This window comes from Endozoicomonas sp. SESOKO3, assembly GCF_024606255.1.
The window spans coordinates 1-17,474 of the sequence record NZ_JAHHPR010000164.1 but is presented as its reverse complement, the minus strand read 5'-3'; the positions used below and the strand labels follow the sequence as shown (position 1 = coordinate 17,474).

At 48.6% G+C, this 17,474-nt stretch carries 13 protein-coding genes and 1 tRNA gene; 7 read left to right on the top strand and 7 right to left on the bottom strand.

The window, feature by feature from the left end; translation table 11 throughout:
- Positions 1-70: 70 nt before the first annotated feature.
- A complete protein-coding gene (locus KDK18_RS02785) occupies positions 71-457 on the bottom strand; it encodes a hypothetical protein (protein ID WP_257253036.1) in 387 nt (128 codons plus the stop codon).
- A 12-nt stretch (positions 458-469) separates the two neighbouring features.
- A complete protein-coding gene (locus KDK18_RS02780; protein WP_257253035.1) occupies positions 470-1,717 on the bottom strand; it encodes an MFS transporter in 1,248 nt (415 codons plus the stop codon).
- Positions 1,718-1,869: 152 nt separating this feature from the next.
- Here KDK18_RS02780 and KDK18_RS02775 point away from each other — a divergent pair, with 152 nt between their 5' ends.
- The 5 genes from KDK18_RS02775 to acs all read left to right on the top strand — a co-directional run bounded on the left by KDK18_RS02775 (position 1,870) and on the right by acs (position 10,198).
- Entirely contained in the window at positions 1,870-3,792 is a 1,923-nt protein-coding gene (locus tag KDK18_RS02775; RefSeq protein WP_257253034.1) for an IucA/IucC family siderophore biosynthesis protein, read from the top strand.
- Between the two features lie 117 nt (positions 3,793-3,909).
- Positions 3,910-4,929, top strand: coding sequence for a GNAT family N-acetyltransferase (locus KDK18_RS02770; RefSeq protein WP_257253033.1), 1,020 nt, complete (start codon positions 3,910-3,912; stop codon positions 4,927-4,929).
- A complete protein-coding gene (locus KDK18_RS02765) occupies positions 4,926-6,734 on the top strand; it encodes an IucA/IucC family siderophore biosynthesis protein (protein WP_257253031.1) in 1,809 nt (602 codons plus the stop codon). The genes KDK18_RS02770 and KDK18_RS02765 overlap by 4 nt, the downstream gene beginning before the upstream one ends.
- A complete protein-coding gene (locus tag KDK18_RS02760) occupies positions 6,731-8,020 on the top strand; it encodes a lysine N(6)-hydroxylase/L-ornithine N(5)-oxygenase family protein (RefSeq protein WP_257253029.1) in 1,290 nt (429 codons plus the stop codon). Before KDK18_RS02765 ends, KDK18_RS02760 begins: the two co-directional genes overlap by 4 nt.
- Positions 8,021-8,272: 252 nt before the next feature.
- A complete protein-coding gene (gene acs / locus KDK18_RS02755) occupies positions 8,273-10,198 on the top strand; it encodes an acetate--CoA ligase (protein WP_257253027.1) in 1,926 nt (641 codons plus the stop codon).
- Positions 10,199-10,645: 447 nt separating this feature from the next.
- Here acs and KDK18_RS02750 read toward each other — a convergent pair whose 3' ends face one another.
- From KDK18_RS02750 to KDK18_RS02735, 4 genes are all read right to left on the bottom strand, one after another.
- Positions 10,646-11,095, bottom strand: a complete 450-nt coding sequence (locus tag KDK18_RS02750) for a YaiI/YqxD family protein (RefSeq protein ID WP_257253061.1) — start codon at positions 11,093-11,095, stop codon at positions 10,646-10,648.
- Positions 11,096-11,169: 74 nt separating this feature from the next.
- Positions 11,170-12,546, bottom strand: a complete 1,377-nt coding sequence (locus KDK18_RS02745; RefSeq protein WP_257253026.1) for a sodium-dependent transporter — start codon at positions 12,544-12,546, stop codon at positions 11,170-11,172.
- A gap of 317 nt (positions 12,547-12,863) precedes the next feature.
- Complete coding sequence (locus tag KDK18_RS02740; protein WP_257253025.1) at positions 12,864-13,175, bottom strand: translation initiation factor; 312 nt, start codon at positions 13,173-13,175, stop codon at positions 12,864-12,866.
- Positions 13,176-13,196: 21 nt separating this feature from the next.
- Positions 13,197-14,249: a DUF2333 family protein gene (locus tag KDK18_RS02735; RefSeq protein ID WP_257253023.1), complete on the bottom strand. Its 1,053-nt coding sequence runs from the start codon at positions 14,247-14,249 to the stop codon at positions 13,197-13,199.
- Between the two features lie 335 nt (positions 14,250-14,584).
- On the opposite strand from KDK18_RS02735, the gene KDK18_RS02730 reads away from it, so the two are divergent.
- Together KDK18_RS02730 and KDK18_RS02725 are read left to right on the top strand one after the other, a co-directional pair.
- The gene (locus tag KDK18_RS02730) at positions 14,585-15,973 is read left to right on the top strand and encodes an MATE family efflux transporter (protein ID WP_257253022.1); all 1,389 of its coding nucleotides are present in this window, start codon (positions 14,585-14,587) and stop codon (positions 15,971-15,973) included.
- A gap of 195 nt (positions 15,974-16,168) precedes the next feature.
- Positions 16,169-16,245 (top strand) — tRNA-Ile (locus KDK18_RS02725).
- Between the two features lie 435 nt (positions 16,246-16,680).
- Here KDK18_RS02725 and KDK18_RS02720 read toward each other — a convergent pair.
- Complete coding sequence (locus KDK18_RS02720; RefSeq protein WP_257253021.1) at positions 16,681-16,872, bottom strand: hypothetical protein; 192 nt, start codon at positions 16,870-16,872, stop codon at positions 16,681-16,683.
- Positions 16,873-17,474 lie beyond the last annotated feature (602 nt).

Here is a 17,474-nt window from a genome sequence, read left to right as displayed (position 1 = left end):
CTGATAGCCATTAGCTCAATGGATAGACAACGATTGCGAATGATAATAGTTATTATTTACATCATCAAGCTTAAACGGTCGCTTGGTTGTATCGCTCAATCGCCCAGTCACGAGCCTGGCTAAAATCGAGACAGGACACCATGGGAAAAGGCATGGCCTTTTTCATGTTGTCACTGACCACCCTGTCACCCTCCTCTTCAGAAAGCACAATCCGGGCAATACCACAGCAAAACGCGCCCAGTTTTTTCCTGTTCTCTTTAAACCAGAGCCCCATCTGCCTCCGGGCTTCCGGCGAAAACTCACTGTTGGGTTTTGCCTGAATGATGAGACTGAATGACTGCTCTCTCAGCAGCAGCTCAGAAAGATCCAGTAGCCACTGACGAGCATCATCATCGCTGGCTGGGCGATTAAAACTGACTGTCACAATGGGCCAGCCCACCATTTGAATTGATTTCATGTAAACATCTCTCTAGCAATTACGTCTCTTTGGAGACTCGACTAACAAAAACGAGATCATCAGCAGCAGAACAGCCAGAAAAATGCAGAAGACTTCTGCTAACTGGATGCCCAGAGAACCTCCCAGTCCGGCCAGGATTGCTCCTAAGGTATATCCGAGGGTATGAATCATACTGAGGGTTCCCGTCAGAACCCCCTGCTGATCTACCTGCTCTGATGCCAGTGTCGTGTAAGCAGGGGTTAGTAATGCAATCGAAGCAGCGCAGATGACCAGTCCGAATATCAGGCATATCAGGAGAGTGGCTGTGATCATCAGGAAACTACCGACCAGTAATAAAATGCTGCCGACTTTTAATGACAGAATCAGTCTGCCCTGAGCAAAGCGAGAAACCAGCAGATGGGTCACCACCGTCGAAAAAGCGGCCACCATCATCAGCATCGAAAGTACTCTTGATGCCGACACCCCGTCGAAAGAAAAACGCTCCTGTAAAATAGGACCTATGAGGTACTGCAGCAGACCGAAGAGCGTCGTCACAGAGCAGGCTACCAGCAAAACAGGCCAGAGTGATTTCAACATTTGCCTGAACTGCTTTTTCTCTTCGCTGTTCTTTTCCTGTTTAACTTCCAGAGGCTTGTCGGTGGTTAATATCGAGACCTGTATGAGTAAGGGGATAGCCAGAATCACCAATGCTAAAACAGGGAACAGACTGCCCTGATCAATCAGCACTGCCGGAATCACAGGGCCTATGAAACGCCCGGCATTAATACTGGCTGTAATCCGACTCAGGCTACGCATTCTGTTGGAATCTTCGCTGTCGTCTATAACCCAGGCCTGAACCGCCGGGTACAAGCCCGAAACTAACAGACCATACAGAATTCTGGCCAAAAACATCAAACCGATGGCCAGCTCTTTGCCCAGTAGTCCTGAGCTCAGACCATGAAGCGCAAATGCCAGCAGTAAAAAGCTGGTCGCAAATCCAAAAAGCCCGGCCTGAACCACTTTCCTGCGACCAAAACGGTCACTTATTCTGCCCCAGACTGGCGAAGTAAAAATAAACAGACAGGTTCCCAGTGCCACCATTGCCGTCAGCAGGCCATAACCCAGCCCGGTTTCTTCAACAATAGCTGGCAGGCAAATCAATAACGTAGTCTGCCCGGCACCGAGCATAAATACCGGGCCAAACCGGCTGAATTCCTTAATTGAGTCTCCGGATTGATAAACCGGTTTTGCCATGAAAGGGCCAAGCTCATTTTGTTGCATGTTTCATGTCTGTTGTTGTGACTTGTTGCAAATGATAACAATTCTCATTTACAATTCAAGCACGATTGACCCGGACCTTGCATTAAATCTCTTGGTGTAAGGGGAATGAGGTCTTTCAAGTTATGAGTTGAATAATAAGATCATTCTGGAGAATGAAATCAGTGTCCACTCCGTTTCTTGAAACTACAACCATTAAAGCTGTAAACGACTCATCATATAACAGGTTCGAACATGAGCTTAGCCGCGATTACAATCGTCATGAGCTGGCCGAAAGTCTCAGTGCAGGCTGCTTTTTTAATGCTTTGCTCAGGGAATGGAAAGGCTGGTCATTAGAACCTGTTGATAGCCACAGGAAATGGCTGACCGGTCAATCAATGAGTCTAAACTGGCAACCGCCTGTTGAAGCTGAAGCGGCTGTTTCAATCCCCTTGAACAACAGCAACAACCGGCTTTTGATTTATATTAAATATTTATCAATCAGCGGTAGACACCAGTTCTGCAGGCCCATCGCCCTGGTTAACCAAAAAGACAATGCCATCACGGATTTATCCTTCATGGAAGGTGTTCAGTTAATCCTTAAAGAAAATGCATTATGGGCCAGTGAAGCCGAGCACAGGCAACTGTTTCTTAACCGTGTTAAAAACAGCGTCGAGAATGTAGCGTCTGTTCTTGAATTGAGAAAAAACGAACTCGATCAACTATTTTCCGGCTGCATGGATTTTCAATCTTCAGAGCAAGCTCTTCTGGTGGGTCACTCCGTTCACCCCACTCCCAAAAGTCGGGATCAATTTACCGCCGAGGACTCGGAACGTTATATTCCTGAATACGGAAATAGTTTCCAGCTGCACTGGTTTTCTATTAATACCAATCTCCTGGAAGCGGACAGTGTTCACGAATATTCATTCCACGAACTGACTCGGCAACTGGCTTTTGAAGATCGGGAGTTCTCCGACGGTTTTCTCAGAGATATTCCCGAACATCAGACCCTGCTACCCGCTCACCCCTGGCAGGCTCAACAGTGGTTAAAGAATGCTTATATCCGGCAGTTGCTCAGTGAAGGCAAACTTATCGACCATGGCCTGCACGGCAGCCCGTGGCGCGCCACTTCTTCAGTACGTGCTATCCATGGGACCCACGCCACCTTCATGCTGAAGTATTCACTCAGTGTCAAACTGACCAATTCGATCCGTCACCTGCTTCCCAAGGAAGTGATTCGGGGTAAGGAAATCCATCAGGTGAAATACCAGACGCTTGTCGGTAGCGAATTGAAACACCTGTATCCGGATTTCGAAATCATCACCGAACCGGCACATGCCGCCATCAAGGGAGAAGACGGTCAGGTGCTGCCTGAAACCATGATGGTCCTCCGGGAAAACCCTTTCAACCGGGAAACCATCAACCAATCTACAGAGTTGCTGGCCAGCCTGACTCAGGACAACCCGGTGGGTGAACCCAGACTGATTAATCTGATCCGGGATTTGGCTGTGAAGGAAAAGGTCAAACCCGAAACGGTCGCACAGAAGTGGTTTGCAAAATACCTTGCCAAAGTGCTGGAGCCCCTGATCGTTAGTCAATCAGACTTTGGCCTGCTGCTGGGCGCTCATCAACAAAATCTGTTGATCAGTATGCCGAAGGGCTACCCGGAAACCGTCTATTTTCGGGACTGTCAGGGCACGGGGTATAGCCGTCTGGCCAGAGAACTCTTGCGAGAACACCTGCCTGTGGCTGATGAGGAAAAAGAGCACCACGTTAGTGAACAGCTTGGCAACCGCCTGTTCACCTACTACCTGCTGATTAATTCCACCTTTGGTGTCATCAGCGTACTGGGAGCCAGCAATATCCTTTCGGAGAAAGAGCTTCTGTCCTCCCTCTACCGATTCCTGGATAACCTTCGCAAGCAAGGTCGCCGGGACACCTGCTGCCTTGATTACATTCTGGATAGCAGAGAACTCTGGTCAAAAGGCAACTTTTACTGCACCTACTGCAACATTAACGAGAACACTTTGAAGAACCCTATGGATGTCTATCACTCCATGAGGAACCCCTTGCAGGCATTCGGTGAGGTTGATCCCTGATACACACTAATCATATTTCCGTGAAAAACATTTCGCGATGCCATTTTCACAGTTGAAGATGACGTTCCCTGTTTTTCTTCGTTCAAGGCTATTCAGACTCACTCTTATGGAAGAGCAATGACTCAAATATCAACAATTACCCTGCCAGGGGCATCAGACTGCGAAATTTCTTTGCAATTATTGTCATCCAATAGTCTGGCGGTGCATGACAACCATCAATCCCTGCTATTGACCCTTTCCGAACAGGATACTGCTTTAGTAAATGCAGTCAACGAATCCGACCTCCCTGAGAAGATACCGAATCATCTCATTGCGGCCAGTCTGGACTACCTGTTTTCCCGCAATCCGGATCTCTCCCGGCTTCACTTTGCACCAGCATTGGCTGAAAGGCTTCAAGACAATCAGTTGATACACAGTCATGAGGAAAATTCGCAGGAAGGTATCAGTTATCGCTCGGGCCTGTATCAGAACCGAACCCTCTGGCACTGGCAAAAAGATAACCAGACGATACCTGAAATCTGGACCGAAAACGAAAAGGCTATCGCACATCCTCTGCGTCAGGAACAACCTAAATGTGTCGTTTATAACCGTTATGACTATCAAAATGACCTCACCATCTCCTTCAGAACGCTTGATCTGGAAGAGGACCTTGATCTTTTCCATGAGTGGATGAATCAGCCTCGTGTCTCAGAGTTTTGGGAGATGGCTCAGAGCCGGGAAGAGCTGACAGCCTATCTTCAGTCGGTATTGAAAGACCGAAGAGTCTGGCCAATGGTGGGTTGTTTCAACGGTGAACCTTTTGGGTATTTCGAAGTTTACTGGGCTCTGGAAGACCGGATTGCCCCTTACTACGATTGCCAGCCCTGGGACCGTGGCTTCCACCTTCTGGTAGGCAATCCGGAATTTCTGGGCCAGAGATACTCCAACAGCTGGACAAAGGCCATCACTCACTTCCTGTTCCTGGACGACCCCAGGACTACACGCCTGGTGGGTGAACCCAGAGCCGACAATAAAAGAGTGTTGAAGCTGTTATGTCCCGCTGGCTGGTCATTCGTCAAAGAGTTTGATTTCCCTCATAAACGTGCGTCACTGGTCAACTGTTGCAGGGATAGTTTCTTTCAGGAGGTCCAGCTATGAATCAGGCTGTTAAGGCTATACCTGTCAATGAGCACGTCGGGTTCTGGCAGAAGGCTAACTGTCGGCTACTGGCAAAAACACTCGGAGAGCTGAGCTGGGAAGAAGTCATCGTCCCCAAAGAAGTAGCGCCTGAAGAATTGGGTGGTGGACTCTTTATCCTTGAACTGAAAAGCGGCGTGAGCTACCGCTTTCATGCCTGGAGGACCATCTGGGATCAGTTAATAGTGGACAATGCCTCCATTTCCCGAAGCTATCTTAACAATCACTGTGACTCAGCACTGGAAGCCAGCCAGTTTTTTATAGATGCGAAGGAAGAGCTGGGATTGGACTCTGCAACACTGGCAAACTTTCTGGAAGAACTGGCCAACACACTTATGGCTGAGGTAAAGGTTCAAAAAAACTATCATCAGAAAACTGCAGCCGAACTGATTGAGCTGGAGGATGACGAGTTGCAATGTTATCTGGATGGTCATCCCAAAGTCACCGTCAGCAAGGGACGTCTTGGCTGGGGTCAGGAGGATTATCAGGATTACGCCACTGAGTTTCTGCCCGACATTCAACTTGAATGGGTCGCATTAAGCCGTGAAAACTGTCAGCTCTCTTTAGCCGTCGACCTTCGGGAAAATGATCTGATCAACGCGTTTCTCAACAGCGTTGATCAGGCAAAACTGACTGACCGTTGTCGTCAACTCAATGTTGATTCCAGCCAATTTTTCCTTATGCCGGTGCACCCCTGGCAATGGAGTAACCGTCTGGTCAACCTATTTGCTTCTGACATTGCAGCAGGACATATCGTTCATCTCGGAAGCTATGGAGACCCCATGCTGCCACAACAGTCACTCCGAACTCTGTCCAATAAAAAGCGACCAGAGCAATTGAACATCAAACTGCCACTCTCCATTTTAAATACCTCCTGCTACAGGGGTATTCCCGGTCGATACATTCAGGCAGGCCCCATGGTTTCACGCTGGCTCTCTGAGATAGCTGCATCGGATCCCGTCCTGTCTCATCGCAGGACCATTATTCTGGAAGAACCTGCCGGGGCTTTTTATCCAAACCCTCAGTTTGAACAGATAACGGATGCTCCCTACCGTTATCACGAAATGCTTGGCTGCATCTGGCGGCAGAGTGTTCACGCTAAAACCGGAGAAACAGAACGAGCTGTCCTGATCTCTACCCTTTTTCAGAAAGACGGCTATGGTTATCCATTGATTTGCGAGTACATCCATCGTTCCGGATTGGCGACAGAACAGTGGTTATCAAAGCTTTTTGATGTGGTGGTGGTTCCTCTTTATCATTTGCTGTGCAAATACGGCGTTGGTCTGGTGGCCCATGGCCAGAATATTACTCTTGTTCTGGACAATCATCAGCCGGTCAGAGTGGCCCTGAAGGATTTTCAGGGTGACCTGAGACTGATCGATCAGGATTTTCCTGAACTTGACAGCCTGGGTGATTACGCCCGTTCAGTGACTGTTCGCCTGCCCGCCGCTCATCTTATCCACGACTTGCAGACAGGCCATTTTGTAACCGTCCTTCGCTTTATCTCTGCCTGTCTTGCCGAGAAAGGCTTCTCTGAACACCGTTTCTACCAATTACTGGGTGAACAACTTCAGTCGTATATGAATAGACACCCCGAACTGGAAAATCGTTTCAAACTGTTCGACCTGTTCACACCGGAAATAGCCCGGGTTTGTCTAAACCGGGTTCGTTTCAAACTCGGCTATGGCGACACTAGCGAGCGTCCTCTGCCAGAACTCGGAACCCCTCTCAAGAACCCTCTGGCCATAACACTCACGGAAGAATGATGAACTTTACACACTATGATGACACCATCCCCCTTGATCTGGCTGGACTGGGCTCTGGCCCGTTCAACCTGAGCCTTGCAGCATTGCTGGAAAGCCTTCCTGAGCTACAGGTTCGTTTCTTTGACAAAAAGCCCTCTTTTGGCTGGCATCCCGGGCTCATGTTGCCCGGTGCTCACATGCAGACCTCCTGCCTGAAAGATCTGGTCACTGCCGTGCAACCCACCAGTCGCTGGTCTTTCTTGTCATTCCTTGTGGAAAAGGAGCGGTTTTATTCCTTTTTATCCACAGAAAAGATGGTGATCAGTCGAACCGAATTCGTCGAGTACATGAGCTGGGTCGCAGAGAATCTGGAGTCATTACAGTTTGGCTCGGAGATCAGAGAAGTTAGCTTTGAAAAGGATAGCTTCATCCTGCACACAGAAAACGAGAAAGTTAAAGCACATAATCTCTGTCTGGGGACAGGCAAAGTACCCTACGTTCCAGACTGTGCCCGGGCGATGGTCGGTCAGCACTGTTTTCATGCCAGCGAACTGATGACCCGCCAGCCTGAGCTTCGCAACAGAAAGGTTGCCATCATTGGTGGGGGCCAGACCGGTGCTGAAGTCTTTCTCAACTGTCTGCGTGAAAAATGGGGTAAGGCTGATCAGATTCAATGGATTTCCCGCCGGGCCAGCTTTGAGCCGCTGGATGAAAGTCCATTTACCAATGAATATTTTACACCCGACTATGTCAGCCGCTTTTTATCCCTGCCTGAAGAGAAAAAAGAAACCATTGTCCAGTATCAGAAGCTGGCCAGTGACGGGATTACACCTGCCTACTTGCTGGAAATCTACCGGGAACTCTACGACCGCACTTATCTGTACCAGGATCAAATAAACTGGAAACTTCTGCCCGACCGAACCCTGAAGGCCATGTCTGAATCTTCGGGTGGCTTCTACGATCTCAAGCTCACTAATGCCCTGTCTGCAGAGGATGAAATACTCTCTGCTGATATCGTCATTCTTTGCACAGGCTTTCAGAATGTTCTGCCCCGTTACCTGGAGCCGATTCAGCCCAGGTTGAACCTTGACGAATACCATCGCTTTAAACTTTCTTCCAGCTTTGCCGTTGATTGGGAGGGTCCGGACAACAGACGCATTTACGCCGTCAATGCGGGCCTGCACAGTCACGGTATTGCCGAGCCTCAGCTGAGTCTGACCGCCTGGCGATCAGCTACCATCATCAATGATCTGGCTCAACGAGAAATCTTTTCTGTCAATCAACCTGTTAGCCTGATTGACTGGTAAGGCCGTCTTCAACAAGCCGACTCCGGAACATTCGGAGTCGGCTTGCACACAAGTACAACAGGAACCTCTGCAGGGAACAGGGACTTTGATTCGCCTTTACAGAGGTAAATAATTTAATTCATCTCTCACAAACACGCTTGCTTCTATACTAATGAGCCTGACAGGCTTATGACTCCCTCTGCTGAATTTCATGCTCAGGAGCATAAGCCCCACAGGCTCCATAACTTTTATAGATGAGGCAGGTGAGATGACATGACCCAGGCAACAATCTACCCGGTTCCCGAAGCTTTTAAAGACTCATGGATGAGCGAAGAAAAATATCAGGAGCTGTATCGCTACTCTCTGGAGAATCCGGAAGCGTTCTGGGGTAACAAAGCTGAACGATATCTGGACTGGTACCGGCCCTGGGATTCCATTTATGAAGGCGACTTCAAAAGGTGTGAAGTAAGCTGGTTCAAGGGTGGACAGCTGAATGCCAGCGTCAACTGCATTGATAGACATCTGGATAACCGGGCCGACCAGGTAGCCATCATCTGGGAAGGTGACACGTCTGACTTGCAGCGCAAAATTACTTATCAGGAGATGTATGAAGAAGTCTGCAAACTGGCCAATGGCCTGAAGGTGCGAGGCGTTAACCGGGGTGACAGGGTTTGTATCTACATGCCCATGGTACCCGAAGCGGTTTATGCCATGCTTGCCTGTGCACGCATTGGAGCGGTTCATTCCGTAGTCTTTGGCGGCTTCTCTCCAAACTCCCTTCGTGATCGTATTCTCGACTGTGACTGTCGGGCTCTGATCACCGCTGATGAGGGGATTCGGGGAGGGAAGCGCATCCCTCTCAAACAGAATACAGATGAAGCCCTGAAAGAGTGTCCTGATGTCAATACAGTAGTGGTTTACGAGAGAACCGGAGCCAGCATTGAATGGCAGGAAGGGCGCGATATTTCCTACCAGCAATTAACATCAAACCAGCCAGTGACCTGTGAGCCTGAGGTAATGGAATCTGAAGATCCACTCTTCATTCTTTATACTTCAGGCTCTACCGGAAAACCTAAAGGTGTTCTTCACAGTACAGCGGGCTATCTGCTCCATACCACGGTCACATTTCATTACGTTTTTGATTACCATGAAGGCGACATTTTTTGGTGCGGTGCTGATGTAGGCTGGATAACCGGCCACTCCTATATTGTCTATGGCCCATTATCTAATGGTGCCACTATGGTCATGCATGAGGGTGTCCCTTTTTGGCCCGATGCCTCAAGAATCTGGGATATGGTAGATCGTCACCAAGTGAATACGCTCTACATAGCACCTACGGCAATCCGGGCTTTGATGGCCAGAGGTGATGAATACGTCAAACAAACTTCGCGAGCCAGTCTGAAAATTCTGGGTACCGTGGGCGAACCCATCAACCCGGAAGCCTGGCAATGGTACCACCATAGCGTGGGTGAAGAACGTTGCCCCATTATCGATTCCTGGTGGCAAACAGAAACGGGCGCCATGATGATTACACCATTGCCGGGAGCCACTGCTTTAAAACCCGGCTATGCAACCCGGCCTTTCCTCGGCATCCGTCCCGCTATTCTCGATAATGAGGGTAACGAGATTGTGGGACCCGGTCAGGGGAGTCTGGTGATCACCGGTTCCTGGCCGGGCCAGATCAGAACCATATACGGTAATCATCAGCGAACCCTTGATACTTACTTCAGTCGATACCCGGGTTATTACTTCACAGGAGACGGAGCCCGCAGGGATGAGAATGGCTATTACCAGATCACAGGCAGAATGGATGATGTGATTAATGTGGCGGGCCATCGTTTGGGCACTGCAGAAATAGAAAGTGCCCTGGTATTGCATGAAGCGATTGCAGAAGCAGCGGTAGTGGGAGTGCCTCACCCGGTAAAGGGCGAAAGTCTCTACGCTTTCATGACTCCTATGGACGGCGTTGAAATCACCGACGATCTGAAGCTGGAACTTTCCAATCTGGTGGCCAGTGAAATCGGTTCGTTCGCCCGACCGGAGATACTTCACCCATGTCCTGCTCTGCCCAAAACCCGCTCTGGCAAAATCATGCGACGTATCTTGCGCAAACTGGCTCAGGGCGAGAAAGATGATCTGGGTGATTTGAGTACACTGGCCGATCCGGCGGTGATTGAGCAGCTGTTGAGTTCCACTTGAAAGTCTCTTTCAGTGCGCCCTTTTCCAGCGCTTCTTGTTGATCGAATTAGCTTGTTTCTGAAGGGAGGCTTAAGCTACGTATATACCTCTAATCCTATCCATGCATTGACAGACAGAGTGGTAGGCAGTCATGAATTTTTTGTAAGGCTACTCGGGATTGTCTTGACTCATCCGTTGGGTTAGCTATTACTCCCGTTAACACGGCCCCTTTCGACAGAACCGCCAGCGGGGAAGTCGCTAAGGGGTTTTTTATTGCACGAAATTTACCAATCCCACTCTTCCCAACCTTCTATAATCCCCATGCCGTGCAGGTTTAAGCCAAGGTTCTCAAGGTCTGGGAATTGGAACAGATGTGTCTTTAATCGCTCCCACCATGAAGAGGTCGTATTAATTATCGTAAATCACCTGATACTCCACAAAGAGTTAAGTCATCCCAATTCAAAAAACTCAACGCCGGAGTGCTACCAGCCACTTATCCAACTGGTTGGCAAACTGCTGGCGATCACTCTGGCTCAGCGCCGGAGGACCACCGGATTCAATGCCACTGGCACGGAGTGTATCCATAAAGTCACGCATATTCAGTCTTGCCCGAATATTATCTTTGGTGAACAGTTCACCACGAGGACTCAATGCCCCAGCGCCTTTTTCAATCACTTCCGCAGCCAGGGGAATATCGCTGGTGATCACCAGGTCTCCTGACTCAGCTCTTTTGACAATCTCATTGTCTGCAACATCAAAGCCGGAGGCGACCTGCAGGGATTTTATAAAGCGGGACCCCGGAACCCTGAGTGGCTGGTTGGCCACCAGAGTCAGTGGGGTTTCGGTTCGGTCGGCAGCTCTGAAAAGAATTTCCTTGATCACCACCGGGCAGGCATCGGCATCAACCCAAATTTTCATTCTGTGAGAACGCTCTTCATCCGGAAAACTGCCTGTCGGACTTAACACCCTCTCAGCCTGAATCCCGGGAATCATCAAAATGTGAAAAAGATCAGGACCATCACCATGAACGGGCAGAAAAACCGAATGTACCAGGGCCAGATCTTCCAGAAGAGACTGTGCTCAACATCCGGATACCCTTTCTGCAGTTCTCTTAGTTTTTGATCCCTGGACCATATCCAGGCCGCGTAGATACAGACGACCAGGCTCAACAGAGGCATAGCATAACGGGTTGTCAGGTTGACCACAAAGTCAAAGAGCACATCAAACCAGATCATGACACAGACACTGACACCGAAAGTGATCAGCGAGATCAGCCAGGAGCTGGCATTTCTGCGGGCAAGATGTCGTCTCTGGCAAACTGCTACCGGCACTTCCAGAATCGAAACCGCTGAGGTCAAAGCAGTAATAGTTAACAGAAGAAAGAAGGCCAGGGAGAGCAGAATACCCAGTGGACCAAACTGAAGAAAAAGCTGCGGTAAAACATCAAACACCAGCTTGTCGGCACTTTTCAGGGCACCCTCTGCGGTGTAGATATCAATTCCGTGATTCAACGCAACGTACATACCCGGAATAATCAGCAACCCGGCCATCACGGCCACCAGCGTATCAGTGACTGCAACACTGGCAGCCATCACTGGAATATTAGAGTCCCGGGTCAGGTAAGCACCATAAACCACCATGATGCCAACTCCCAGAGACATAGAGAAAAATGACTGACCCAGCGCACTGATAAGCAGGTCTTTACTCAGCAGCTTGGAAAAGTCAGGCAGCACAAAATACCGAAGACCATCCTGAGCCCCTTCCTGCGTCATGGTAAAAACAATTAGCAACAGAATCAGCAGCACCAACATCGGCATCAGACGGCTGCACCATTTCTCAATGCCGTCGGCAACACCGCCGGATACAATGGCTGCTACCATCGCCATGAATGCACCGGCCGCTATCATCGTGGGCAAAGGATTAAATGAAGTCAGTGAAGCGGCCAGACTGTCGAGTCCCAGGGCCACCGCTACGGGAGCCAGCCCAAAACAGATGATCCAGCCGGAAATGATGGCATAAAAGGTATAGATCAGTAGAACCGTTATCGTTGATGCCCAGCCAGTGAGCTTACCCAAAAACTTGCAAAAAGACCTGTTGCTGACGCTTTCAAGCGTCGAGACCGGGTCCGAGCGTCCATACCGACCAATGACCAGCTCAGCCACCAGCATGGGCCACGCAAGCAGGAAAGAGAAACAAAGATAGATAAGAACGAAGGCAGCGCCACCATTGTCGGCGGTTTGGGCAGGAAACCCCCAGATATTGCCTATACCTACAGCGGAGCCCACAGCGGCAAGATAGAAACCCAGTCTGGAAGTAAACTGGGGAGCATTCTCTGAGGGTTGGTCATACACGGTGTTTTCATGGTCCATTCAAATGTACCTTTTTATGCCATGAAAAATACTTTTCTTCGCTCATGGCTATTTTATGCGGGGAAACATCTCATCTTCCCAAAATGAAAAACGTCCTTAAACAAGCTTCCTAATGCGTTTTATTTCCCCAGAGTACCGCATGTACTTAGCACGTATGTACAACGTAAAACCCTTCAACCGAGTCTATATCTCAAAGAAAACATCTATCCAGTGTATACAAAATAAACAAATCGAGGTGATTAATTTTTATTCCGCCTTAAAAAGAGGTACTTCCACAAAGAAAAAGAGTGTTTTTTACCGTAGAGTTTTTCTCTTACTTAACCTCCTGAACGTTTGGCGTCGTATCCGGCGCTTTTGAGAACATCTACCATAACATCCACATGATCCCCCTGAAGCTCAATATTGCCGTCTTTTACAGCACCACCACCGCCACAGCGCTTTTTCAGCGTCTTGGCGTAGGCCTTAAGGTCGTTACCCGCCAGCGGCAAGCCAGTGATTACAGTGACCACTTTGCCACCACGACCTTTCTTTTCAGGGCGGACACGGACGTTGCCATCTCCCACTTCGTCCTTAACCTTTTCTTCCTTAATGCGACCCATATCGGTCGAATAAACCAGTTTGCTGCTCATTTTTTATCAGGATATCCGATCTTAACCTTTCTCAAGCAGTCGGCGCAGATCGATGATTGCAGCATTGGCTCGAGAAATATAATTGGCCATGACCAGTGAATGGTTGGCCAATATGCCAAACCCACTGCCATTGAGAATGAATGGACTCCAAACAGTATCCTGAGTGGCTTCCAGTTCGCGAATAATTTGCCTCAGGCTGATAGTAGCGTTCTTTTTTTCCAGTACATCAGCAAAGTCGATCTCTATCGCTTTCATCAGATGAATCAGTGCCCAGGAAGAGCCACGAGCTTCATAGAAAACATCATCGATTTGGGTCCAGGGTGTTTTTACTTCCACCAGCGTATTTGCTTCTGTGGACTGCGAAGCTTCGGCATCCCCGGCCAGATCAGTATTAATGCGCGGTTTGCCGACACTGGCACTTAACCTTTGGGAAAGACTGCCCAGACGGGTTTCAACATCAGTCAGCCAACGGGTCAGGTTATCAGCACGGGCATAGAACTGGGCACGATCCTGCTTATCGGGCAGTCGACGCATATAATTGCCGAGTTTATCGATACCACGCTGATATTCTTTTTCACTGGATGGCAGAATCCAGCTCCTGGAATCAAAGTTAAACTGAGGCTCGGCAATGGCCAGATCACGATCTTCTTGAGACTGGGACTGGGAACGACTCATATCTTTACGAAGAGAGCGGGCCATATCACGCACCTGAACCAGCACACCCAGCTCCCAGCCTGGCATATTGTCCATGAACACACCGGGAGGACCGATGTCATTCCGGATATAGCCACCGGGTTTGCTCAGCAGCGTGTCAGCAAGACGATAAAGCGTAGCTGTAGTCGTGTAACCCACTACAACCTCCTGCCCGTTGGCCTGTGCCATCTGTTCAGTATTGGCTCTTACTGAAAAGCTATCTGGCTCAATGCTCCAGTAAATACCCAAAGCAGTGAAGCCAATCAATACGGCACCAACAACGACGGCAATCGTTTTGCCTCCGGGTATATTGCCTTTCAGGGTGCCTGTGAGACCTTCAGTTACTGAAGACACACGTTCTTTTATCTTTTCCAGAGCCATAGATTCCTCATTGCCCCAATCTGAGTATTGCTCATTATCCTCTATTCAGAGCGGCTGTTAAAGACACAGCACCTGCGCTGTAAATAGGGTGGCTCAGAAAATAGTCTTCAAAAATTCCCTGATGACTTTCCAACGAACCAACCCGTAATCTTTTCAGCCTTTTCTGAACGCCTCATTAATCGCAATAAACCCATGAAACAGCACGGTAATACTACTCATTGCTGACTAGAATGTTGGTACATCGCAATAGTCGCTTCCTGAAACCATAAATCAGTCATGGGCGATGAACACAATTTCTTTCATTCCTGACGATGAAACCATGTTCAGCACTAATAATGTTGAGATTCCTATCCGTGAACACTGCTTCAATTGATTTAGGCAAGGATCCTGTGCCTGTCTGTTTCAGACATTACCTGGTGCCCGCAATTCTGGGCATGGCCATTAAAGCCATATACGTTCTGGCAGATCTGATGTTTATTGGTCAGACAGAAGGATCTAAAGGGCTGGCAGCCATCAATATCGCTATTCCCTATTTTACCTTCATGTCTGCCATTGCCATGAGTATCGGGGTCGGTGGCTCTGCGATCATGGCTATTCGTTTTGGTCAAAACAGAAAGCAGGAAGGCCTGGCTCTGTTTCAACAGTCACTGTTCCTGACCGCCATTATTATGCTGATCATGACCCTGTTCAGTCTCTTGTTTTTGAGTGATATCTCTCGCTTGTTTGGCGCCAATGAAGAACTCTTGCCAATGGTTAATGATTATCTCGGGGTGCTGACCTTATTTGCGGTTCCCTACGCCATTGGATGGGTACTTGCCAGTTTTATTCGAAACGACGGCAATCCAAAACTGGTGATGGTCGCCATGACAGCCAGTGCACTGAGTAATGTTTTTCTGGACTGGCTGTTCCTCTTTCCTTTTGGCTGGGGAATGAAGGGAGCCGCGCTGGCTACAGGCATAGCCCAATTGGCTATGGTTACTACGCTGCTTTTGCATTTCAAGCGTCCCAACATTCAACTCACGCTCAACTCTGCTTTACCAACCTGGTCACAGGCCAGAGCCATTATCGTAAATGGAATACCGACGTTTATTATGGAATCGGCTAACGGTTTTGTGGTGATGGCTTCCAACTGGGTATTACTCAGTCTTGGTGGGAATCTCTTTATTTCGGCCTACACGATCGCCCTTAACTGCAACTGGGTAGTGATTATGCTCGCCTATGGGGTGACTCAGGCTGCCCAGCCCATAATCAGTTTTAACCATGGAGCGGAACACACAGATCGCATTATGAGTATTCTCAGATTAGCCCTGGGACTGGTCATTGTTATAGGTGGCATGATGACTGCGTTCATGGTTTTTTTCGCAGAAAACATCGTAAGTTTGTTTGTGAATGAAGCGGCTGAAGAATTACTGTCTCTGAGCGGTTATGTGCTGGGACTCTACGCGTTATCCATTGTCCCCCTGGGCGTCAGCTTGATTACAGTCTCTCTGTATCAATCCATTGCCCGCTCAAGGTGTTCGACAGTCATCTCGCTGCTGAGAGCTTTGATATTGCCTCTTCTTGGCCTGTTCTTCCTGCCAGTCATTTTCAATGATGACAGTGTCTGGCTGAACTTCCTGCTGGCTGAAGCACTGACCGCGCTGCTCAGCCTTTACTTTCTCAGAAGGTACTGGCTGCGAAAGCAAAACCATCAACCAGAACTGCAACTGCACAACACTCCCTGATCACGGCCGTTAAGCTGGCCCGGATAAAAGAAAGAACCTTTTTTAACGATAAAAAGCTTTATTAAAATCAGAGGGTTGGCGAGAGCCCTCTGATATGCTTATAATTCACCTCCACTAAGACCCCACGCGCCTCGAAGCGTTGCGCGTTAAGCGTCATCGAGAGGGAAGGTAGCAGGTTTAATAGTGTCAAAAATGGGGCCTTTAGCTCAGTTGGTTAGAGCATCCGACTCATAATCGGCAGGTCCTGGGTTCGAGTCCCGGAAGGCCCACCAGATAAAAGCCCGAAACGCCCGTATTTACAGCGCTTCGGGCTTTTTCATTACTGAGTGTCACAAGGGTGTCACAACCCTAAAAAAGGGTGTTTATGTCACAAAAGTGTCACCGCAACTTCTGAGTTTCCAGCAAAATAAAAAGTCACAAAAGCCACTGTTTGTCGGCCTTGAAAGCAAACTTTCTGATTTAGACAAGTGCAATCAATTTGCATAGATCTTCACTTTTCAACACTTCGTGCAATAACCCCTTTCTATCCAACCCCTAGCAACTGCACCCTATCCAACCCCATCGTACAAACTGAAAAGTTGCACAAAAATGACACGAAAACGTCGCAGGCGTGGAGTGGAGGAGTGCGATTTTTTGGTTGCGGGAATTTTTGTAGGCGAGACAATATTTACACCGGACCGGGCGATGGCTTGGTCGGTGGTGAGGGATCACTGGTCTTCTGCCTTCAGTGACTTGATAAGTTCATCATGGGAAACGGTTTCCTCGTCCCGGCGCTCTGCCACTGTCGCCAGGTCTTCAAGGTCTTCTATCAGCTCCTGATATTGATCCACAGGCAAAACGACTGATACCCGGTTTCCCTCGTCATCAGTTATGTATTGCGGCTTTTGTTGTGCTGGCATGGTTTTATCTCCGTTTTACGTATTTCCTGTTTTTAAGTGCTGCTGGTGGCCTGTCGGTAATCATCGAGATCCACCAGCTTTGTATCTTCACCCCTGAGAATCTTCTCCGGGAATGCGTCATACTTCTTCAGAGCTTCCCGCTTCTCTGGTAAGCGATCCGAATTATCATAGTGTTTACTCTCAATGCCGCCATCTTCCCGGCTCTGTATCAGGAAACACTGTTCTTGAGGTGCACGGCACTCAATAAGAAGGTTAGTCGCTGTTCTACATTATGGCGCGCCCCGCTATCCCCGATGAAAAGTATTTCGAGGAATTAACAAGGTTATGCACTAATGGTGAAAAACCGAAAAAAATAACTGCAACCGAATTGCAAATCGGGTTTTACGACAGTCATCAGATATAAAACATCGTTGTGTCAGTAAAGTTTCAGCACGTTTGCCATGGATATGAGAATCCACCACTATGTTTTAGTTTACTGTGCCTTTTCCTCTTGTCTATCCTCACAGCTCCTATCCATAGAAAACACAGGATAGAGTCATTAAAAGCTTACTCTTGCACGTATTGGTCTTTGTGCCTTTCGTTTGCCCGGTTGAGCCACAGAC